The sequence below is a fragment of the Afipia sp. Root123D2 genome (genome assembly GCF_001425835.1).
Lineage (GTDB): Bacteria > Pseudomonadota > Alphaproteobacteria > Rhizobiales > Xanthobacteraceae > Afipia.
Window position 1 is genome coordinate 1 of sequence record NZ_LMDP01000001.1, and the last position, 21716, is coordinate 21716.

Annotated in this window: 14 protein-coding genes and 5 pseudogenes; 13 read left to right on the forward strand and 6 right to left on the reverse strand. The window is 59.4% G+C overall.

The features are described 5' to 3' along the window. The first annotated feature begins 84 nt into the window (after positions 1–84). Positions 85–1399: pseudogene (locus tag ASC80_RS00010) on the forward strand (IS3 family transposase). 655 nt (positions 1400–2054) lie between these two features. On the opposite strand, the gene ASC80_RS00015 reads toward ASC80_RS00010, so the two are convergent. Then, a complete protein-coding gene (locus ASC80_RS00015) occupies positions 2055–2906 on the reverse strand; it encodes an ATP-binding protein (protein ID WP_056291606.1) in 852 nt (283 codons plus the stop codon). 39 nt (positions 2907–2945) lie between these two features. Between ASC80_RS00015 and ASC80_RS00020 the strand changes: the two are divergent. Then, positions 2946–3837 (forward strand): annotated as a pseudogene (locus tag ASC80_RS00020) (IS481 family transposase). 86 nt (positions 3838–3923) lie between these two features. Here the strand turns inward: ASC80_RS00020 and ASC80_RS24055 are convergent. The 3 genes from ASC80_RS24055 to ASC80_RS00030 are packed head-to-tail and all read right to left on the reverse strand — an operon-like array spanning position 3924 to position 5435. Continuing rightward, positions 3924–4070, reverse strand: a complete 147-nt coding sequence (locus tag ASC80_RS24055; RefSeq protein WP_200941127.1) for a hypothetical protein — start codon at positions 4068–4070, stop codon at positions 3924–3926. Positions 4071–4117: 47 nt separating this feature from the next. Then, entirely contained in the window at positions 4118–4633 is a 516-nt protein-coding gene (locus ASC80_RS00025) for a Spy/CpxP family protein refolding chaperone (protein ID WP_056291608.1), read from the reverse strand. Positions 4634–4658: 25 nt separating this feature from the next. After that, a complete protein-coding gene (locus tag ASC80_RS00030) occupies positions 4659–5435 on the reverse strand; it encodes a sensor histidine kinase (protein ID WP_082512353.1) in 777 nt (258 codons plus the stop codon). A 321-nt stretch (positions 5436–5756) separates the two neighbouring features. Between ASC80_RS00030 and ASC80_RS23395 the strand changes: the two are divergent. Both ASC80_RS23395 and ASC80_RS00045 read left to right on the forward strand, forming a co-directional pair. Further along, a pseudogene (locus ASC80_RS23395) lies at positions 5757–5914 on the forward strand (IS3 family transposase); the annotation flags it as partial. 138 nt (positions 5915–6052) lie between these two features. Next, positions 6053–7049, forward strand: a pseudogene (locus ASC80_RS00045) (IS3 family transposase); the annotation flags it as partial. 183 nt (positions 7050–7232) lie between these two features. On the opposite strand, the gene ASC80_RS00050 reads toward ASC80_RS00045, so the two are convergent. Then, positions 7233–7583: a DUF3147 family protein gene (locus ASC80_RS00050; RefSeq protein WP_056295345.1), complete on the reverse strand. Its 351-nt coding sequence runs from the start codon at positions 7581–7583 to the stop codon at positions 7233–7235. Between the two features lie 485 nt (positions 7584–8068). On the opposite strand from ASC80_RS00050, the gene arsA reads away from it, so the two are divergent. From arsA to ASC80_RS00090, 9 genes are all read left to right on the forward strand, one after another. Next, positions 8069–9829 (forward strand): arsenical pump-driving ATPase, encoded by a 1761-nt coding sequence (gene arsA / locus ASC80_RS00055; RefSeq protein ID WP_056291616.1) that lies wholly within the window; start codon positions 8069–8071, stop codon positions 9827–9829. Between the two features lie 374 nt (positions 9830–10203). Further along, the gene (locus tag ASC80_RS23400) at positions 10204–10356 is read left to right on the forward strand and encodes a hypothetical protein (protein WP_156464194.1); all 153 of its coding nucleotides are present in this window, start codon (positions 10204–10206) and stop codon (positions 10354–10356) included. A 124-nt stretch (positions 10357–10480) separates the two neighbouring features. After that, positions 10481–11182, forward strand: coding sequence for a VIT1/CCC1 transporter family protein (locus tag ASC80_RS00060; RefSeq protein WP_056291619.1), 702 nt, complete (start codon positions 10481–10483; stop codon positions 11180–11182). 80 nt (positions 11183–11262) lie between these two features. Continuing rightward, positions 11263–13101, forward strand: coding sequence for a heavy metal translocating P-type ATPase (locus ASC80_RS00065; RefSeq protein WP_056291623.1), 1839 nt, complete (start codon positions 11263–11265; stop codon positions 13099–13101). Positions 13102–13397: 296 nt separating this feature from the next. Further along, the gene (locus ASC80_RS00070; RefSeq protein ID WP_200941161.1) at positions 13398–13709 is read left to right on the forward strand and encodes an ArsR/SmtB family transcription factor; all 312 of its coding nucleotides are present in this window, start codon (positions 13398–13400) and stop codon (positions 13707–13709) included. A gap of 109 nt (positions 13710–13818) precedes the next feature. Beyond that, a complete protein-coding gene (locus ASC80_RS00075; protein WP_056291628.1) occupies positions 13819–14808 on the forward strand; it encodes an efflux RND transporter periplasmic adaptor subunit in 990 nt (329 codons plus the stop codon). Next, on the forward strand, positions 14805–18023 hold the full coding sequence (locus tag ASC80_RS00080; protein ID WP_056291631.1) for an efflux RND transporter permease subunit: 3219 nt from the start codon (positions 14805–14807) through the stop codon (positions 18021–18023). Before ASC80_RS00075 ends, ASC80_RS00080 begins: the two co-directional genes overlap by 4 nt. Before the next feature lie 11 nt (positions 18024–18034). Then, on the forward strand, positions 18035–18394 hold the full coding sequence (locus ASC80_RS00085; RefSeq protein WP_056291632.1) for a carboxymuconolactone decarboxylase family protein: 360 nt from the start codon (positions 18035–18037) through the stop codon (positions 18392–18394). A 474-nt stretch (positions 18395–18868) separates the two neighbouring features. After that, a complete protein-coding gene (locus ASC80_RS00090) occupies positions 18869–19204 on the forward strand; it encodes a c-type cytochrome (RefSeq protein ID WP_056291635.1) in 336 nt (111 codons plus the stop codon). A 940-nt stretch (positions 19205–20144) separates the two neighbouring features. On the opposite strand, the pseudogene tnpC reads toward ASC80_RS00090, so the two are convergent. Further along, positions 20145–21686 (reverse strand): annotated as a pseudogene (gene tnpC / locus ASC80_RS00095) (IS66 family transposase). Between the last annotated feature and the right edge of the window lie 30 nt (positions 21687–21716).

Consider the following 21716-nt stretch of genomic DNA (forward strand, 5'->3'; position numbering starts at 1 on the left):
TGTTTCCCGTCAGCACCCCTGAGACAAATTGAGGGACTTCACGAAGGGAGGATTTCTGGTTCATCGTAGCCGCAAGGAGCGAAGATGAAACAGAAATCTGGGCCGGATAAAGCGCCGGCAGAACAAGTGCTGAAAGACATTCGGCGTCAGACGCGCCGGCAGTACTCGGCAGAAGAGAAGATCCGCATCGTGCTGGAGGGACTGCGCGGTGAAGAGAATATCTCCGAGCTGTGTCGCCGAGAGGGTATCGCCGCCTCGATGTATTACGGCTGGTCCAAGGAGTTCCTGGAGGCCGGCAAGCGCCGATTGGCCGGTGACACTGCGCGAGCCGCAACACCTGGCGAGGTGAAGGATCTTCGCCGTGAGGCCACTGCTTTGAAAGAGGTTGTTGCCGACCTCACCCTGGAGAACCGTCTGCTTAAAAAAAGTATGAACGGGGATGGGGAGGACCAGGCATGAGATATCCCGCATCCGAGAAGGCCGAGATCATCGAGCTGGTCGAGCAGTCACACCTGCCGGCTAAGCGCACGCTCGACAAGCTCGGCATCCCGCGAGCCACATTCTATCGCTGGTACGATCGTTATCGTGAGGGCGGGCCCGAAGCGCTGGCCGACCATCGCTCCCGACCGGACCGCGTCTGGAATCGCATCCCGGACGACGTCCGCGGCCAGATCATCGACCTGGCGCTGGAACTCCCAGAGCTGTCACCACGGGAGCTGGCCGTTCGGTTCACCGACGAGAGAAAGTACTTTGTCTCGGAGGCTTCGGTCTATCGGCTACTGAAGGCGCATGACCTGATCACCAGCCCGGCCTATGTGGTGATCAAGGCAGCGAACGAGTTCAAGGACAAGACCACCGCCATCAACCAACTCTGGCAGACGGATTTTACCTACCTGAAGATCACTGGCTGTCGCGCTACATCGTGGCCTGGCGGCTCGGCCCCACGATGTGCGCTTCCGACGTCACGGCCACGCTGGACCAGGCCCTGGCGGCATCGGGCCTCGACAGCACCACCGCCGTGCAGCGGCCGAGACTGCTCAGCGACAATGGTGCATCGTATGTTGCAGGCGACCTGGCCGGCTGGCTTGAAGATAAGGGTATGCGCCATGTGCGAGGAGCACCGTATCACCCGCAAACCCAGGGCAAGATCGAGCGCTGGCACCAGACCTTGAAGAATCGTATTCTACTGGAAAACTAGTATTTACCCGGGGATCTCGACCGACAGATCGGAGCCTTTGTCGAGCACTACAATCACGTTCGCTATCATGAGAGTATCGAAAACGTCACACCTGCCGACGTTTACTTCGGCAGAGCGGAGACGATCCTCGCAGAACGCAGACGCATCAAACTTGCCACCATCGCTAACCGTCGCTTGCAGCACCGACTGCAGGCCGCTTAAACTCTAACCCCTGATGAGCCAGAGCCTCCCTTCTCGAAATACCTGATCAGTCTCAAATTATCTGACGACGGACAGNCAGCACCGACTGCAGGCCGCTTAAACTCTAACCCCTGATGAGCCAGAGCCTCCCTTCTCGAAATACCTGATCAGTCTCAAATTATCTGACGACGGACAGTGCCTGTTGTCCGGATTGCCATAGTCAGATGATGCTTACCAACATCAAACCTTCGGTGTTAGGTTTCGATCTGCGTACGTTCAAATGCGACGCTTGCAATCATACCGAAAAATTTGCCGTGACGACGAACGCAAAAAGGTGGCGTTCCAGTGGATTGAAGGCCTCAGATTTTACGAGGCACGTCATGCCTATGAACGATCCCATAGGCTGTCGTGATATGGAACTATTGTGCCGCCAACGTGCGACACTTGATATCCGACACAGTTGGAAGTGGCTCGGCGAAGCGGAACGTTGGAAAGACCTTGCGCACAGCGAAACTGCGCCCCGCTTTCGCGCGGAGCATGCCGGTCCGATGACCATGGGTCCGAATACGAGTGAAAGTGACCGCCGTACAATGCGGAAGGCCTCTCAACTTGAAGGCGAGAAGTCGCCTCTAGAATGACGACCGTCTGTGAGAAACGTGTAGCCTAAGGCGAACTTCTAGGTTGCCGCGCTTTCAACGAGCACCTCGGTCATTTTCGTGGAAATTTGCGCGAGCGTGAACGGCTTCGCGATGAAATTTAGCCCAGAATCCAGCTTTCCGCTGTGAACGGTTGCATCGCGCGCGAAACCGCTTGTGTACAGAATCTTGATGTCCGGTCGCAGCCGCAATGTCTCGACGCCCAGATGCAAACCGCCGATGCCAGGCATGACGATATCCGTAAACAGCATTGCGATGTCAGGATGTGCGTCGAGTTTTTTCAGAGCGCTACTGGCACCATCTGCGTGGACGACCGTGTATCCTAACTCTCGCAGTAATGCGACGGTCATCTCGTTCACCCGCACATCATCTTTCACGACAAGGATGGTATGGAGGGAGTTGCTGGTTCGCAGCTCCCGCGAAGATGTTTCGTTTGCAACGATGATCTTTGGTTTGGCGCCCGTTTCCAGCAGCCGCGGCAAGTACATTTTGATCGTTGTGCCGTGTCCTAGCTCTGAGTAGATTTTGATATGCCCGCCGGATTGTTTGATAAATCCGTATACCTGCGACAGCCCGAGACCGGTACCTTTGCCTACATCTTTGGTGGTGAAAAAGGGATCAAACGCCTTATTGGCGACCTCTTCGGTCATTCCTGAACCCGTATCGGTAACCGCGATGAGGATGTACTGACCTTTGAGCAGGTCGTGTTGAAGAGAGTAGGCCTCGTCGAGGTGGGAGTTCGCTGTCTCGATGGTCAGCTTACCGCCATCCGGCTTCGCATCCTTCGCATTGATGCAAAGGTTTAAAATGGCATTTTTCGAGCTGCCCGGCGTCTGCGTTGGCGTGTAGGAATGTACGGACTTGCGAGACATCCTTTAATCTGAGCCTCAAGGGCAGGAAGGATGATTTCGATGCACAAATTCAGGCGAGCTGCGGACCACAAGCTGCGGGTGCTTCAACACGCTGACAAGATCGGTGATGTTGGCAAGGCATGTCGGTATTTTGGCGTCGGTCGGGCCAGCTTCTATCGTTGGCGGACCGCCTATCGGCAGCACGGTTTCGCCGGCCTCGAAAATCGCAAGACAGCTCCGAAAAATCCCGCCAATCGCACGGCTCCGGAGGTCATTGAGAAAGTGCTGCACCTGCGCACGACCTACCGCCTGGGGCCCGTACGCATCGTTTGGTACCTGGCGCGTTATCACGCCATCACCATCTCCGATGCCGGCGTGTATCGCATTCTCAGGCGCAACGGCCTCAGCCGGTTGTCCGGCGGCACGCGTGTTCGCAAGATCCACACCCAGCGATACCAGAAGCAGGTGCCGGGTCATCAGATCCAGGTCGACGTCAAGTTCTTGAAATTCGAAGGCAAAGGCGCCAAGCCCGTCAAGCGCTACCAGTACACCGCGATCGAGATGCCACGCGCATTCGCGCCCTGAAAATATACGACCGCCACAATCAATCGAACGCGATCGACTTCATCAACACCATCATTGACAAATTCCCGTTCCGCATCCGCGAGGTGCGAACGGACAACGGCAATGAGTTCCAAGCCCAATTCCACTGGCATGTTGAAGACCGGGGCATTCGCCACGCCTATATCAAACCCGCGTCGCCTCAGCTCAACGGCAAGGTCGAACGATCACATCGAACGGATGAGCAGGAGTTCTATCAGGCTCCTCACCTACACCGACGATGTCGACCTCCGCGCAAGGCTGTCCGAGGGGGAGCAGTTCTACAACCTCCCCCGGCCTCACGGTGCACAACGGAAAAGCGCCTTACGAGATCCTCCGCGAACGGCTATAATCGACGCGCGGATGTCTCATAAGTGCGTTTACATTACATTTCCTAGATAACGCGCTGTCGAGTGGCGCCATCCGAGAATTACAGGGCTACTTTTTCTCGATAGAAATTCCGCTCTTGCCGACATTGATCTCGACGCCAGTGGTCTTCTGACGTTCCTGATAGAGCATGTAACCAAAGACCCCGGCAGCGACGACGAGCGCGCCGATAACGAGATAGAGCACATTGCGATTCATGTCTTCGTCATCTCGTCCCAATTGCAGTTCGCTGTGATCATTGACGACTACCAGCGATCACGCCACCGCCAGAATCGGCCGTGCCGCCCCCGGTCAGAATTGAGCTGAGCTTTCTGCTCGTCGCTGAGCGTGGCGTAGAACGCTTCGAGCGCCGGCCGCACCGTCTTGATCGCCTGCGACGTGGCGTCGAGCCGTTTTTCCATCGTTTCCATCCGGTCCACGATTGTCGCGGGAACGTCAGTAGGACAGGCCGCGCGTACTGTTTCGGCGGCCTTGTTGGAGGCCGCCCTGAATTCATCGAACTTGGCGCGTTGCACCTCAGTTAGTTTAACTGTTCGTTCTAGTCGATCGAGCCGCCATTCAGTGAATCCGGCTGCGCGCGGGCCGCACATGCGCCCGAGCTGCTGGCGGTCCATCATGCCCGGGCCCATCATGTAGCCGCCGCCGTCACGGCCGCCGCGACCCCGATCGGTCGGCTGTGCCTGGGCAACGGCTGTGAGACTCAACGTTGCGAGTGCGCATACTGCGAACAACCGCGATGCGGAGTTATGCTTCAACGACATGATAAACCTCCAGGGTTTGTAGCAATCAGGAGAACAACACCGTAAATCGTGCACCTTTGTTGTTATCGCTTCGGCCAATCCGCAATTCTCCGCCGATGCGCTCGACAAAGGAGCGAACAATCTTCATCCCCAATCTCTTGCTGGCAGTTGGATCAAATCCTTCCGGTAAAGCCGCTCCATCGTTGGAAACCGACAGAGCGTAACCTTTTTCAAGATTCTTTTCTAAACGAACCGTAGTCCGTCCTTTGCCATACTTGGCTGCATTCGTGATCAGTTCACTGGCGATGAAGCCGAGCGGACGGCAGGCCGCAGTCGGCAGATCGATCTCCATACCCTCAACGGCGATGTCCCGCTCATCGCGCTGTCCGGATGACATCAGGGAGGAGAAATTACTGCAAAGGTCCTGAAGGAATTTCTTGAACGCGACAGTCCTTGCGCCATCGAAAGAATGAAGCCGCCGGTGGATGCGTCCGATCATGGCGATGCGATCGGCTGCGGCAGCCAATTGCGAGGCCGCCTCCACGTTCGCCGTCGCCCGGCTTTGCAACGATAGTAGGCTTACGATCATTTGCTGATCGTTCAAGAGTCTATGATCGGATTCGCTGCTCAAGAGCGCTTGATTTTGGATCGTCTGATCCTTTTGGCGAAGCAGGCTCTCATCAGCAGCGATGATCTCTCGGAGCTGGAGTTCAGCGCGCCGATATCTTTCCAATTCGCGTTCATAGCTTGCTGCCCTGCGGTGCTCAGAGCATCTATCTGGAGCAGCCAGAGCCATGTCTGCGCTGTGAAAAACATGCTGCATGGCCAGCCCCTCCCGGCTGTCTGGTTATCCGCAGTGCGAATATGACAAAGTTAGCATTGCAAGAATGTAGCGACGCCGTCTTGACCCAGATCAATTAGATCTGATGCCAGACAATGAGAGCATGGCGCTTGGGCCGTCCGGAGTCTGTATAGAATTGACCACTGCTGTTGACCGCAGGGTTCCTATGCTGTGGTGGCAGTTCGACCCGACGAACAGCCCGAGCAACTGCCGCGGCTTAGCGCAGAAGCGCGGCAGCAAATGGAGAAATCAACTCCTTGGACCAGCCATAATACATCGAGGCGGCGATGCCTTCCCGGCGTCCTGGAGGCCGGCAAACGCCGGCTGGCGGGCGACACTGCGCGAGCCGCAACGCCTGGCGAGGTGAAGGATCTTCGCCGTGAGGCCACCGCTTTGAAAGAGGTCGTTGCCGATCTCACCCTGGAGAACCGTCTGCTTAAAAAAAAGCATGAACGGAAAACGTTCCATCTTCGATCTTTCGACGCAGAATTGTACTGTGCGATAGTGATGGCCGTCTGTGCGAAATTGAACATCTTCAGGTTCGTGTAGCGAAGCTCGCGGTAGCGAAAGCTATTCGTTGGCACCCGAGCGATTCCAGATGGGGAAGACCAGGCATGAGATATCCCGCATCCGAGAAGGCCGAGATCATCGAGCTGGGTCGAGCAGTCACACCTGCCGGCCAAGCGCACGCTGGACAAACTCGGCATCCCGCGAGCCACATTCTATCGCTGGTACGATCGTTATCGTGAGGGCGGGCCTGAAGCGCTGGCCGATCATCGCTCTCGACCGGGCCGCGTCTAAAATCGCATCCCGGACGACGTCCGCGGCCAGATCATCGACCTGGCGCTGGAGCTTCCCGAACTGTCGCCGCGAGAGTTGGCCGTACGGCTCACCGACGCGAAAAAGTACTTTGTCTCCGAGGCTTCGGTCTATCGGCTACTGAAGGCGCATGACCTCATCACCAGCCCGGCCTACGTGGTGATCAAGGCTGCGAACGAGTTCAAGGACAAGACCACCGCCATCAACCAGCTCTGGCAGACGGACTTCACCTACCTCAAGATCACTGGCTGGGGCTGGTACTACCTGTCGACGGTGCTGGACGACTTCTCGCGCTACATCGTGGCCTGGAGGCTCGGTCCTACGATGTGCGCTTCCGATGTCACCGCCACGCTCGATCAGGCGCTGGCGGCATCGGGCCTTGTTCACATCACCGTTGCGCACCGGCCGAGGCTGCTCAGCGACAATGGCGCGTCTTATGTTGCAGGCGATCTGGCCGACTGGCTCAAAGACAACGGCATGCAGCACGTGCGGGGCGCACCGTATCATCCGCAAACCCAGGGCAAGATCGAGCGCTGGCACCAGACCCTGAAGAACCGCATTCTGCTCGAAAACTATTATCTACCAGGCGATCTCGAAGGACAGATCGGCGCCTTCGTCGAGCACTACAATCAAGTTCGCTATCATGAGAGCATCGACAACGTCACACCAGCCGACGTCTACTTCGGCCGAGCGGAGACCATCCTTGCAGAACGCAGACGCATCAAGCTTGCTACCATCGCAACCCGTCGCTTGCAGCATCGGCTGCAGGCAGCTTAAACTCTAACCCCTGATGAGCCAGAGCCTCTCTTCTCGAAACGCCTGATCAGTCTCAAATTACCTGACGACGGACACTCGGTTGCTCGGCAGAAAATATTCTATCGGGCACGCGACGCTTGAGGTTGAGATAAGTGTCGGCAATGATTGCGCGCTGGCCCGGACAACGTCGTATAATTCGATCCGTTATAGACTGACGCCGAACTTCGCCAAACCCCATGCCATGGCGAAATACAGAAGCATCGTGAGCAAACAGTTAGCGCCTAGGCTGCTCCAAAAACCGACGCCAGCACGAAGCATGGCCGGAAGAATCAGGAACATTGGCAGAGACGGCAGTACGTACCAGAACGTCGACTGCGCGTGATCTGCAATTCGTCCGATGTCGCCGGTGTCACGCCAGAGCCAGAGAATGCCGAGGAGTGACACCAAGGGCAACGAAACGATCAGGGCGCCAAAGCTCGGGCTGCGGCGTGCAACTTCGGAGACAATGGCAATGATCAGGCCGGATAAGAGGCATTTGACGACGAAATAGACCACTCTTGCGACCTCACCTCTGGTCCAGACCATAGATCAATCGTAGATAGCGGGACTATCGCGATTGACCTCTATCTGCAGGGTAGCATACCAAGCCGCAATCACGCGCTCCCCCAGAACTTCCTTGCGTCCCTTTGTCCGCCGGTCAAGCGCGACGCTTCGCGCTTCTGCAGACACAGGTCCGTTCCGGCTCAACTGTCGGCTCACTGGGAACGGCCGCTTTTGGCGGCAGAGCGGCCGTCGCCAAAGGCCGTCGTTCAAAAGATTTCACGTGGCGGAGCCTGACATCTGCCATTTATTGATCCATCGCAACAACGCGTGCCCATGGCGTTGCTATTCAGTACAGACTGCGCAAAGCGCTTCAGGTTGCGGAAATGCCGGCGAAAGCGCTCACGTGCCGCGCGGAAGCTTGGTCGGCTCAATTCACAGTAGAAATGAGGAGGTGAGCCATGGCGCGTGGTCTCCGCATCGGCGTTGAGATGATATAGATGCGTCGCTTTCGGCCGCTGAACGCTCCGACACCTTTTCTGTTCTTCACCGGCAAGGGCGGTGTTGGTAAAACCTCTCTGGCATGTGCCACAGCCATCGGCCTGGCTGACCGCGGATTGCGTGTCCTGCTCGTCAGCACTGATCCCGCGTCGAACCTCGACGAGATGCTCGGGATTGCCCTGACTGATAGCCCGACCTCGGTTCCGAAGGTCGCCGGACTTTCGGCAATGAACATTGATCCGGAGGCGGCTGCCGAGAGTTATCGAACTCGCGTGCTCGAACAACTTGGTCCCGGGACCACCGCTGGCGAGCGATCGACCGTACGCGAGCAACTCTCCGGCGCTTGCACCACCGAAATTGCCGCCTTCGACGAGTTCGTGGGGCTTCTCGACGGCGATGAAGCGGGGTTCAACCACATCATTTTCGATACCGCCCCGACGGGCCACACGCTGCGACTGCTTAGCCTACCAAAAGCATGGACCGGCTTTCTGGCGGGCAATGATCGGGGCGCGTCCTGCCTCGGGCCGCATTCAGGTTTGAAGATGCAGGAGGACCGCTTCCGCCAGGCGCTTCAGGCGCTGGGCGATTCCAGGCGGACCACCATCATCCTGGTCACCCGCGCCGACCGGGGCGCGATCCGCGAGGCGGCCAGAACATCGGGCGAACTTGACGCGCTCAATCTCTCGAACCAGATACTCGTCGTGAACGGACGCTTCCACGCCACGGACCCGACCGATATCGTTGCAGTTGCACTTCAGCGGGATCAGGACGAGGCTTTGGCCGCGATGCCGGCGTTGCTGACGAAACTGCCGCGGGACGAAATCCCGCTGCTTGGTTTCGACATGGTCGGCCTTGCGGCGCTCAGGGCATTGTTGTCGTCCTCCAATCCGCCGCCGCCGCCGTTTGCAACCGGCGATCAGGATGCCGAGCCGGTGGACCTGCCGGGCCTCGACCGGCTGGTCGACGACATCGCGCAGGGCACCCGCGGCCTCATCATGGTCATGGGCAAGGGCGGCGTCGGAAAGACGACAATTGCCGCCGCCATTGCCGTAGGACTGGCCAAGCGGGGTCATGCCGTCCACCTCAGCACGACCGATCCGGCGGCTCACGTCGCTTTCGTCGTTGATGGTGCAATGCCGGGCCTGACGGTCGACCGGATCGACCCCCGGATTGAGACAAAGCGGTATGTCGCAAAGATCATGGCGAGTCGTGGCCGTGACCTCGACGCGCAGGGCAGGGCGTTGCTGCTCGAAGATCTTGCTTCGCCATGCACCGAGGAAGTTGCCGTGTTCCATGCCTTCTCGCATGTTGTCGCGGAAGCGCGGAGCGCCTTCGTGGTGCTCGATACGGCTCCAACCGGCCACACGCTGCTCCTGCTGGATGCGACCGGCGCCTATCATCGGCAGATGACCAGCCAACTCGAACCGAGCGGAGCGGGGCGTATCGTTACCCCGCTGATGCGGCTACAGGATCCCACCCACACAAAGGTGATCCTGGTGACCCTGCCGGAGACAACTCCGGTTTCAGAGGCCGCTGCCCTTCAGGAGGGCTTGCGGCGCGCTGGCATCGAGCCGTTCGGCTGGGTCATCAACAAATGTCTTGCCGCCTCGGGGACTCACGACCCCTTGCTGCGATTGCGGCTCGCTAGAGAGCTGGCGCAGATAGCTCGCGTTCAGAACGGGCTGGCCAAACGGGCGTTCATAATCGGCTGGCGAAACAAGCCTCCGATAGGTATTGGCGAACTTCAGACTCTGTCTTGAGACCGTTTGAACCGCTCCGGGTTGATCGGAGGCTCCAACTCCTGAGAGGATGGAGCCATGACAAGCAAGACGACGAACAAGTTTTCACCCGAGGTCCGGAATCGAGTGTGAATACTGATCGAATTTTGACCCCTTGCTCGTCGCGCGCACGAATCTAATGTCTTGATTTCATTGGTTTGACAACAGTGACCCCGGTGCCGATCGGCGTCCAATCAGGTCCTCCACCAACGCGGGTTCGCTTTCCGCTATCAGTCTTAGCTACCGTTTCATGACCCGATCAGTTTGCTTTGGCTATTTGAGGCAAGTCAATCCGGGAGGGTCCCGATCCTCCTACCGAGCCTGGTTGACCTACATCAATTGTGGAGGTGTCCATCTTGAATAGCATTTGGCTTGAAAAAGTTGGTCTGACCCGCAAAGTTGTCACCGTGAAAGCCAATGTACCCATTTTGGATGCCGCAAATCTCAATGCTGCAAAACCACATAAGCTGATTGGAATGAAACCGGAGCGTGCAAAGCTTGCACCTTAATTTTTGGTGGCGTGACCGCAATGATTAAACAATCAAGGTCATCCGAACGATCAGTTGCCGTTCCGGTCGCCAACAAACGCACCAAGCGAGCAAAAGTATCCCAACGCCAAGGCTGCGGGGGCATATGAGTCGCCTTCGGACGCACCCCGAGAACCATCTCGTCAATCGGATCGGATGGCTCCGAGCTGCCGTTCTGGGCGCAAATGACGGCATCATCTCGACCGCGAGCCTGATCGTCGGCGTTGCGGCGGCAGCCGCGACGCAAAATGACGTCCTGATCGCCGGCATCGCAGGGTTAGTTGCTGGAGCGATGTCGATGGCGGCTGGCGAGTATGTTTCAGTCAGTTCGCAGTCGGACACCGAGCAGGCTGATCTCGCGCGGGAACGGAAGGAGTTGGCCGACAACCCCGTGTTCGAACTCGACGAACTTGCCGAAATCTACATCAAGCGCGGCGTCGACCAAACGTTGGCGCGAAAGGTGGCGCAGCAGCTGATGGCGAAGGACACGTTGACTGCGCACGCGCGCGACGAACTGGGAATCTCGGAAATCACCACGGCGCGTCCGGTGCAGGCTGCGTTGGCCTCGGCTGCGATGTTTTCGGTCGGCGCCGCCATGCCGTTGCTGATGGTTATCGTATCGCCGGGCAATGCGCTGGTGCCGATCGTGTCCGCGGCATCGCTGGCTTTTCTCGCAGTGCTGGGGGCCGTCGGGGCAAAGGCGGGCGGCGCGAACATTCTGCGTGCCACCATCCGTGTGACGTTCTGGGGGGCGTTTGCCTTGGCGCTCACCGCCGGCATCGGCAAGCTGTTCGGGACGGTGGTCTGAGATCTCCGTTCTGTCGGTCATGCACGGGCATCTGGTAGTACGTCGGTCGGGCAGCCGCCGGTTTTGTAAGGTCGTTTGAGATGCTTGCTGGTTTCGTGGTGCGAACTGTGTTGGTGCTGCTGCCGGCCTTCGGCCTCGGCCTTGGTCTTGTCATGCCGCTGCTTGGGCAGCCAGCGTGGCAGGATTGTGTCTGGGCGGCATTCACGATTCCGGTTCTGGCCGTCCTTGTCTACGACATTGTTGCAAGCCTGCGACGCGGCGAAGTCGGCCTCGATATCGTTGCGGTGCTTTCGATGGCGGCCGCACTCATCGTCGGGGAAGAACTGGCCGCAGTCGTCGTCGCACTGATGTACGCCGGCGGCCAATTCCTCGAAGCATTTGCCGAACGCCACGCTCGCCGGGAGATGACGGCGCTGTTGGCGCGGGTCCCTCGAACCGCCATCCGACATCGCACGGGTGGCCTGGAAGAAGTCGAGCTGGACCTCATCATGCCGGGCGACCGCTTACTGATCCGGCAGGGCGATGTGGTCCCGGCCGACGGCAAGGTGGCAAGCGGGCTGGCGGTGCTTGATCAATCTGCGCTCACGGGAGAATCCATTCCGGTTCAGCAGCCCGTCGGCGATGACGTCATGAGCGGAGCCACCAACGTCGGCGAAGCGTTTGATCTCAACGTGTCGCACCGCGCCGCCGAAAGCACTTATGCCGGCATCGTGCGTCTGGTCGACGGAGCGCAGCGCTCCAAGGCGCCGATGTCGCGACTGGCCGATCGCTTCGCGATCGTCTTTCTCATCATCACGGTGCTGATCGCCGCTGTCGCGTGGTTCTTCACCGGCGATCCAGTACGCGCGGTCGCCGTTCTCGTCATCGCTACGCCGTGCCCGCTTATTCTTGCGGTGCCGGTCGCCATCGTTTCCGGCCTTTCCCGGGCGGCGCGACATGGCATTCTCATCAAGGGTGGCAAGGCCATCGAAGCGCTCGCGCACATTAATTCACTGATCCTCGACAAGACCGGCACGCTCACCGATGGCAGGGCGAAGGTCGTCGCCGTCAACGTCGCGGCCGACGCCGATCCTGCCGATGTGTTCCGCCTGGCCGCTTCGCTCGATCAGGCGTCCAAGCACATCATCGCCCAGACCATTGTTGCCGAAGCACAGAACCGCCAGCTTAAGCTGACGATACCGTCGGACGTCGTCGAAACGCCCGGCGAAGGCGTCCGGGGCATTGTTGAAGGACGATCCGTCGCGGTCGGCGGCATCCAGTTCGTGATGTCCAGCTTGCCGCGAGAGACAAAAAATCCCTTCCAATCGGTCAGAGTAGCTGGCGCAGTCATCGTCGCCATCGCCATCGACGGCCACATGGCGGGCGAGATCAGGCTGGCTGACGAACTGCGTGTGGGAACGCAGTCGCTGCTTCAGCGCTTGCGAGCGCTGGGCGTGCAACGGATCGTTCTCGCAACGGGGGACCGCAGCGAGGTCGCGGAAGCCATTGCGGCAGGCTTGGGGATCGACGCGGTCCGCTCAGAACTGACGCCGGATCAAAAAGTTCTGCTTGTGCTCTCCGAGCGGAAAAATGGATCGGTCATGATGGTGGGTGACGGCATCAACGATGCGCCGGCGCTGGCCGCAGCCGATGTCGGCGTCGCCATGGGCGCAAGGGGCGCGGCGGCATCTGCCGAGGCCGCCGACGTTGTCATTCTGGTCGATCACCTGGATCGCATCGTGCCCGCCATGGAGATCGCGCGACGTTCCCGTTTCATTGCGCTGGAAGGTGTCTTTGCCGGAATGGGGCTGTCGCTGATTGGAATGGTGGCCGCAGCGTTCGGCTACCTGACGCCGGTGCAGGGAGCCCTGATACAGGAAGCGATCGACGTTGCTGTGATCGTGAATGCCCTAAGAGCTTTAGGTGGCAAGGAATCTTAATCAGCCATAGCTGCCCTGGCACAATCGCGGTAGGTGTTCCAACAAGTTCTCCGCTCCGCGGGTGCCCGTTCGGGGGGCAACCGGTTGGTCTTTCCACAATTTGCGCAGACGACCCGCCGACCATCGTTCATGTGCCTGTCTTGGCCTCCTTGATTTTCGCGACTTCCGCCATGTTCGTCACCGCTGCGTTTACCGGTGCAGTTGCACCAACTCATTTGTGCCTACTGCGAGTACCTATCTTGACTGTATATTCAATATTACGTATATACGCAAGTATGAAAATTGATAGCAAGATAATGGAAGCGGCAGCCGATCAGGCCAGCGATCTCTTGAAGGCACTTTCCAACAGGCATCGCCTGTTGATCATTTGCCAGTTGATCGATGGCGAGCGCTCGGTTGGCGATCTCGCCCAGTTCCTGGACCTTCGTGACTCGACTGTGTCCCAGCATCTGGCGCTCCTTCGCAAAGACGGACTCGTATCTGCGCGTCGTGACGCCCAGACGATCTACTACTCAATCGCCAGCGATCCCGCGCGCGAAGTCTTGAAGACGCTCTATCAAGTCTATTGTGTGCCCGCGAAGCCGGGAAAATCCAAGCGAAAATTATAGTGCCGACGTGCCGGCAACTTGAGGCAGGTCAATGTGGCTGCGACAATGTCAGCGAGAAGTCGCTGCGCTCAGTGCAGCTATGCAGCGCGTACCGTCAGGTGGATGGAAAATGTTTAGATTGGTGATGCTCGGGATGCTTGCCGCGAGCGCGTTCGCCGCGCCTGTAGCCGTGGCCGAAACTCTCACGGTTACGTCACGCGCGGTGTCCGACGAAAAGGCGGTGTTCGCCACCGTTGAGAGCATCAGCGTTGTGCCGGCGCGTGGACGCATTGGTGGCGTCGTCATTCAGCTCAATGTACGTGAAGGCGATTCTGTCACGAGCGGCCAGGCCATCGCGGCGATTGGAGACGAAAAGCTCGCATTGCAGATGAAAGCGCTCGACGCGCAGATCGACGCGTTGCAGGCGCAATCGAACCAGGCGCAAGTCGATTTTAGCCGCATCGAGGGTTTGGTGGAGCGTGGCACGCTGCCCCGCGTCAAGCTCGACGAGGCCAGGACCGCACTCAACGTTGCCGAAAACGGTCTACGGGCGCGGACCGCCGAGCGTGCCGTCATCCAGCAGCAACTCAATGAGGGACAGGTGCTTGCCCCGGCCGGCGGGCGCGTCCTGAAAAAGTTGGTAGCAGTCGGTTCAGTCGTGCTGCCCGGCGATCCGGTTGCGATGATCGCGCAGCAGAATTTCAAACTCCGGCTGCGGGTGCCGGAGCGCCATGCCCGTTTTCTCAAAGCCGGCGACAAGGTTCGCGTCGATGGTGCCGAGTTCGGCGAGCAGATCTCAAAGACCGGCGTGATCGACTTGGTCTATCCGCAGATCGAAGATGGCCGCGTCATCGCCGATGCCACGGTGGAGAACCTCGGCGAATATTTTGTCGGCGACCGGCTCCGAGTCTGGATCCCGGGTGGCACGCGAACGGCGTTCGTGATCCCGTCAGACTATGTGACGACTCGTTTTGGCGTTGATTACGTCCACCTGACTCAGGGGGGCCGGACTCTCGACGTACCGGTGCAACGTGGGCGTAACCTGCCCAGTGTCGAGTTTCCCAAGGGCCTCGAAATACTGTCCGGCATTCGTGTTGGCGACAAGCTGGTGCACCCGTGAATCTCGGCCTCTCCGGACGATTGACGCAGGCGACCATCAGATCGCCGCTGACGCCGCTGTTCCTGCTGGCATCGCTGATGCTTGGACTGATCGCCGTCATGGTCATTCCGCGCGAGGAAGAACCGCAGATCAGTGTTCCCATGGTCGACATCCGCGTCAATGCCGACGGCCTGCGTGGGCCGGATGCGGTCGAACTCGTCACCAAGCCGCTCGAAGCCATTGTCAAAGGCATCGACGGCGTGGAGCACGTCTACAGCCAGACTGAAGACGATCGGGTGATGGTGACAGCGCGCTTCCTGGTCGGAACCAGATCCGACGAAGCGATCCTGCGCGTCCATGAAAAACTTCGCGCCAATCTCGATAGAATTCCAATCGGCATTCCAGAGCCGCTGGTTATCGGACGCGGGATCAACGACGTGGCGGTGACCGTCCTCACTTTGTCTCCGAAGCCGGAAGCGGCGGGGCGCTGGACCGACACGAGCCTGTATGAACTGGCTGACAAGCTGCGGACCGAACTGACCAAGGTCGATAATGTCGGATTGAGCTATATTTCCGGAGGCGCCGCCCCCCAGATCCGCGTCGAGCCCGATCCGGAGAAGCTGTCGCTGTTCGGCGTTACGCTTCAACAGCTGGTCGCCAAGGTCAAGGATGCCAATCGTTCATTCCTGGCGGGCGACGTTCGCGACGGCGGCATCGTTCGCAACGTCGCGGCTGGACAGACCCTGTCGGGAATTCCCGATGTCGGGCTGCTCCTGATTACGACGCGGGACGGGCGGCCCGTTTACGTGAAGGATGTCGCGTCGGTCGTCATCGGGCCGAGCGCGGCTGAGCACCGCGTCTGGAACGACGCGCGCGACGGCAAGGGCAACTGGGAGCGCGTGCCTGCGGTCAGCCTTGCCCTGGCCAAGCGCGCGGGCGCCAACGCAGTGCTCGTCGCAGAGGACATTTCGCATCGGCTCGATGGGCTGAAACAGCGACTGATTCCCGACGATGTTCAGGTCACGGTCACCCGCGACTATGGCGAGACTGCCAACGAAAAGGCCAACGAACTGCTGTTTCACCTTGGTCTCGCGACGATTTCGATCGTGGCGCTGATCGCCATTGCGATCGGCTGGCGTGAGGCACTGGTGACGCTGGTCGTCATCCCCACCACGATCTTGCTGACGCTGTTCGCAGCCAATCTGATGGGCTACACGATCAATCGTGTCAGCCTGTTCGCACTGATCTTCTCGATCGGCATCCTTGTCGACGACGCGATCGTCGTGGTCGAGAACATTGCCCGCCACTGGGGGATGAAAGACGGCAGGCCGCGCCTGCAGGCTACGATCGAGGCCGTCGCCGAGGTCGGAAATCCGACCGTCGTTGCGACGTTGACGGTGGTTGCGGCGCTGTTGCCGATGCTGTTTGTATCCGGCTTGATGGGCCCCTACATGGCGCCGATCCCGGCCAATGCCTCAGCGGCCATGCTGTTTTCGTTCGTCGTTGCCATGGTGGTGGCACCTTGGCTGATGTTGCGGCTGGCGCCTCGCGAAGGCGCCGCCGGTTCGGATCATGCCGCTCACCAAGAAGGCCCACTCGGGCGCATCTACCGGCGCTTCGCCACTCCGATCGTGCGCAGCAAGCGCTCATCCTGGGTGTTCCTGATTGCCGTCGGCGTCGCAACGCTGTTGTCGATGATGCTGTTTGTGACCAAGTCAGTGACGGTCAAACTTCTGCCGTTCGACAATAAGTCCGAAATCGCCGTCATGGTCGATGCGTCCGAAGGCGCAAGCCTTGAGGACACCGAACGGGTGCTGTTTCAGGCTGCCGATATCGCGCGCGGATTGCCTGAGATCATGTCGGTGCAGTCCTATGCCGGCACGCCGGCGCCGTTCAATTTCAACGGTCTCGTGCGTCACTATTACCTGCGCGAACGGCCTGAACTGGGTGAACTGCAGGTCAACCTCGTCGCGCGCGGGGAGCGCAAGCGGGCCAGCCACGATATCGCACTCGACCTGCGGCAGCGTCTCAAGGCGGTCCGCATCCCCGCCGGCACCAGCATCAAGGTTGTCGAGGTGCCGCCTGGTCCGCCGGTGCTGGCGACATTGCTGGCTGAAATCTATGGACCCGATGCGGCGACCCGCAGGGCGGTCACCGGTGAGTTGAAGAAAATCTTCTCGGAAGTGCCGTTCATCGTCGACATCGACGATTCGATCGGCGAGAAGCGGCCGCGATTGCGCCTGTCGATCGATCAGGATCGGCTCGAGTTCTTCGGCGTTGAACAGCGCGACGTCTACGACACCATTCAGACGCTGTTCCGTGGCGTGCCGATCGGCTATTCGCACCGTGGCGAAGACCGCAATCCGATCGAAATCGCGGTCAGGCTGCCGAAGCGCGATCTCGCCTGGACGGAGGCGCTGGCTTCGACACCAGTGCCGGCCAATACGCTGCCGGGCAGCAAGACAGTTGTCGAACTCGGACAGGTCGTCAAGGCGACCGTCGAGCAGGGCTCGCCGGCGATATTTCGGCGTGACGGAAGGTTTGCCGACATGGTGATGGCCGAGCTCGCGGGCCGCTTCGAGGCACCGCTCTATGGCACGCTGGAGGTCGCCAAGCGCGTCGATGCCCACGACTGGGGCGCGCTACCCAAGCCCGTTATCAGCATGCATGGGCAGCCAACCGACGAATCGCACCCCACGCTGTTGTGGGACGGCGAATGGGAAATCACCTATGTGACGTTCCGTGACATGGGCGCGGCGTTCGCCGCCGCTATCCTCGGCATCTACGTGTTGGTGGTGGCCCAGTTCCGCAGCTTCAAACTTCCGTTGGTCATTCTCACGCCGATACCGCTGACGCTGATCGGAATCCTGATTGGCCATTGGCTGTTGGGCGCACCATTCACCGCGACGTCGATGATCGGGTTCATTGCGCTGGCGGGCATCATCGTCCGCAATTCGATCTTGCTGGTTGACTTCATCCGGCACAGCGGCGGACAGGGCAAGACCCTGCGCGATGTGGTGCTGGAAGCCGGCGCCGTGCGCTTCAAGCCGATCCTGCTTACCGCGCTGGCCGCCATGATCGGTGCCGCCACTATCCTGCTCGATCCGATTTTCCAGGGTCTGGCGATTTCGCTGCTGTTCGGCCTCGCGTCCTCAACGCTGCTTACGGTCCTCGTCATCCCCGCAATTTATATTGCGCTACGCCAGCCCCCGCCGCAGAAATCACCCACCAAGTAAGGAGCCCTGTCATGGAAAAGAACTATTCCGACATCACCAAGCGCATTTCTGGCGATCTGCGGAAATTGCGCCAGGACATTCCCGACACCATGAAAGCCTTCTCCGCCTTGGCGCAGGCGGCGACCCGCGAAGGCGCGCTTGACAAGAAGACCAAGGAACTGATTGCGCTGGCGATCGGCATCGCCACGCGTTGCGATGGATGTATCGGCTTCCATACCGAGGCGCTAGTCAAGCTCGGCGCCACGCGTCAGGAAGTGGAGGAGATGCTAGGCATGGCCGTCTACATGGGCGGAGGTCCATCGTTGATGTATGCCGCCGATGCGATATCCGCCTACGAACAATTTGAGAAGCAGCTGAATGTTGCCGCCTAGATTCAGCTGATTTCGCGCGCACCGGATTCGGTACGGCGCATCGCGCTGGATTATTTGCCTTCGGATTCCCGTGCCGTCTTTAGGTTTTGGTCAGCCCGTTGCCACTGAAAGCCTTCACCAGCGATCCGATTAGCTCTTGCCACACATGATAGACGTTCGCGACATGATAATTATCATGTTACGTTCAATCGAACCATATTTTGTGAATGCTGGTCGAATTTTGACCCCTCAATCGTCCCACGCGCAATTCTAAAGTCTTGATTCTGTTGGTGCGGCAACATTGACCTCGGCGCCGATCGGCGTCCAAACCCCGTGCCGCAACACATTCCGACCGACTTTGACAGAAGAAATACTTTGTGACCGCAACGAGCAATCGACCCACCGCTATTTTTTGGCCCATCGTTAACGCGCGGTCGCTTTTGCATTGAGGCGTGCCTATGGTGTCGGCTGGTTTGGTGAATAAAAGGAACGTCGATGCCGCGACAGTTGCTCTGGATCGGTTACTGCACTTTAGTGAGCTCACTCTTGGCAACCGCATGCTTCGCCATTCCAGACCAGGGTCCGACCCGGGATGCCGATCATGGCCGGACGCTAGTCAAACGTTGGTGCATTAGCTGCCATCTTGTGGGAACCGACCAAAAACAGGCAACGACTGACGCGCCGCCGTTTGCAACCATTGCAAAGAAGCCCGACTTTAACGCCGCGAAGCTCGCGTTTTTCTTGCTCTATCCACATCCGAAAATGCCGGACATGCGACTAAGTCGAGATGAAACCTCGGATATCGCGGCATATATTGCGACGCTTAAATAGCACTGTCCGTCGTCAGATAGTTTGAGACTGATCAGGCATTTCGAGAAGCGACGCTCTGGCTCATCAGGGATAGAGTTTAAGCGGCCTGCAGTCGATGCTGCAAGCGACGGTTTGCGGTGGTGGCGCGCTTAATGCATCTGACGTTCTGCGAGGATCATCTCAGCCCTGCCGAAATAGAAGTCGGCGGGAGTGCATCGACCCGCTGACACCCGCCCGGGCGGCGTCACCATCGAGCGGGTCGACGGACTCAGTCGACGCAGCTGCTGCCCCGCGCAAAGGCTGGCATTGCTTTGCTTCCCTATCACGCGGCGTGGCTGCACATTTGCGTGCCCGCAATCAGGATTGTTTGCTGCGACCGTGACGTTCGCCATGGGGATCGATAAGCCGGACATGCGGTTCGTGGCGCATCTTGAACCAGTGAGGCTAGCTGTTTCGCCATCGAGCTCCTGGCGCGGCAACGCCGCGTGAAGACATTGTGCGGGTTACCCCCGATTGGAATGGATTGTGTTAATGGCAGACGACCTCGATATCTGCCGCGAAACTGGCTGCCGCTCGGCTCTTCGTCCAGCTGCATTCGGAAAACCTCGCCGTCGTCTTCTGCAAGGACAGCCAACTTTTTGTATGCGGACTGTGGAAGGGAGTTCCCGCGTCTCGCTCTTCGCAAAGGTGAGCTGTGTGATATTAGAAAACCCGTTCAGGGAGCGATCTCGGATTTTGATGATGTGACCACAGACGATTGGTTGCGATTTCCCCTGCGCTCCTGTGAACTGCAGGCAAAGACCTTGTGGCAGGCTAATGGCTAGTCGATCACGCTATTGCGTGCCAGGGAGCCGACGACAGCGATGGCCCGGTTTCGATGAGACCTTCGAACGGTTCACGCGAACATTGGCATCGCCGTCCTTCTCGGAAATCCGTAAGCGTCCAATCCTGACACGTGGTGTCAGTTGAGAGCGGTGGGCGGGCGCCAGTTCCAGGGCAGAAGCTCATCGAGTCGGCTCATCGGATGCCCGGCGGACATGCGCTCGAGGACGTCCTTGAGATAGGCGAAGGGCTCGACATTGTTGAGCTTGGCGGTGGTGATGAGCGAGCAAACGGTCGGCCCAGCGTTCGCCGCCGCCGTCGGATCCGGCGAACAGGTGGTTCTTGCGGCCGAGCGTGACGTGACGGATTGCTCGCTCGACGGTGTTATTATTAAGTTCGATGCGGCCATCATCGAGGAAGCAGCAGAGGACGTCCCAGCGGCTTAAGGTGTAGCGGATAGCGTCGGCGAGGCGCCGCGGGGCGGGATTTGAGCGAACTGCATCTCAAGCCAAGCCTTCATCGCCGTGACCAGAGGCAACGATCTGAATTGGCGCACGCGCTGCCTCGCGTCGGCGGCATGGCCGCGGATGGCGGTTTCGATCGCGTAGAACTCGGCGATGCGCCGCAGCGCTTCTGCCGCGACAGGCGAGCCGGTGGCCTGCTGCACCTGATAGAACTTGCGTCTGGCGTGCGCCCAACAGCCTGCAAGCTGGATTCTGCCGCCGTCGCTGAGCCGGTCGAAGCCGGGATACCCGTCGACTTGCACGGTGCCGCTGAACCTGGCCAGGTGAGAAGCGGGGCGCTCGGCTTTGCGATCAGGGCTGTAAAGATAGACCGCGGCGGGCGGATCGGGCCCATTCCAGGGCCGGTCGTCGCGGGCGTACACCCACAGTCGACCGGTCTTGGTGCGGCCGCGGCCGGGATCGAGCACCGGGATCGGAGTGTCGTCAGCAAATAGTTTCCCGGAAGCGAAGACGCGCTCGGCGAGCTTGGCTTGAAGAGGCTCCAGCCACCAGCAGGCACCACCGACCCAGTTCGCCAAGGTTGAACGGTCCAGCTCGACGCCGTGCCGGCTGAAGATTTGACTTTGCCGATAAAGCGGCAGGTGATCGCAATACTTGGAAACAAGGACGTGGGCGAGGAGGGCTGGAGTGGCAAGGCCCTTGGCGATCGGCCGTTCCGGCGCGGGCGCCTGATGAATCGTCCCGCAAGCCCGACAGTCATAGCGCGGTCGACAGATGCGGATGACCCGAAGCCGTGCCGGGACATGGTCGAGGATCTCGCTTGTCGTCTCGCCGATCAGGTGCAGCGCGCCGCCGCAGCAGGGGCAGGCCTCGTGCTCGACATCGAGCCGCATCTCTTCGCGCGGCAGGTGCGCCGGCAAGCTTGGCCGCTGGCCTTGAGTCTTCGGCGTCTCGGCCTTGGTGGGCGAAATCGGAAGCCTGGCTTCGACGCGCGCTAGATCGGTGTTGAGATCTTCGAGGCCGAGCTGCAGCTGGTCGCTATCGAGCTGTTCTGCCCGCCGGCCGAACTGGCTGCGCTGCAGCTTCTTGATGATGAGGTTAAGTCGTTCGATCTCGGCATTCGCCTCGCGCAAACTGGTACGCTCGGTTGCGAGCGAGCGTACCAGCTGCTGCAGCGTCTCCACATCGTCCGGTAGTGCGGCGAGATCGATGTCCATGACAGGGGAGAGTAACTGACTCGCGTCGCT

Excerpts from the sequence above, each read along its gene's own strand:
- arsA (WP_056291616.1), top strand. The coding sequence starts at position 8,069 with ATGCGTCGCTTTCGGCCGCTGAACGCTCCGACACCTTTTCTGTTCTTC.
- ASC80_RS00030 (WP_082512353.1), bottom strand. The coding sequence starts at position 5,435 with ATGCAGCATGTTTTTCACAGCGCAGACATGGCTCTGGCTGCTCCAGAT.
- ASC80_RS00015 (WP_056291606.1), bottom strand. The coding sequence starts at position 2,906 with ATGTCTCGCAAGTCCGTACATTCCTACACGCCAACGCAGACGCCGGGC.
- ASC80_RS00025 (WP_056291608.1), bottom strand. The coding sequence starts at position 4,633 with ATGTCGTTGAAGCATAACTCCGCATCGCGGTTGTTCGCAGTATGCGCA.
- ASC80_RS00075 (WP_056291628.1), top strand. The coding sequence starts at position 13,819 with ATGTTTAGATTGGTGATGCTCGGGATGCTTGCCGCGAGCGCGTTCGCC.
- ASC80_RS00085 (WP_056291632.1), top strand. The coding sequence starts at position 18,035 with ATGGAAAAGAACTATTCCGACATCACCAAGCGCATTTCTGGCGATCTG.
- ASC80_RS00065 (WP_056291623.1), top strand. The coding sequence starts at position 11,263 with ATGCTTGCTGGTTTCGTGGTGCGAACTGTGTTGGTGCTGCTGCCGGCC.
- ASC80_RS00070 (WP_200941161.1), top strand. The coding sequence starts at position 13,398 with ATGGAAGCGGCAGCCGATCAGGCCAGCGATCTCTTGAAGGCACTTTCC.
- ASC80_RS24055 (WP_200941127.1), bottom strand. The coding sequence starts at position 4,070 with ATGAATCGCAATGTGCTCTATCTCGTTATCGGCGCGCTCGTCGTCGCT.
- ASC80_RS00090 (WP_056291635.1), top strand. The coding sequence starts at position 18,869 with ATGCCGCGACAGTTGCTCTGGATCGGTTACTGCACTTTAGTGAGCTCA.
- ASC80_RS00060 (WP_056291619.1), top strand. The coding sequence starts at position 10,481 with ATGAGTCGCCTTCGGACGCACCCCGAGAACCATCTCGTCAATCGGATC.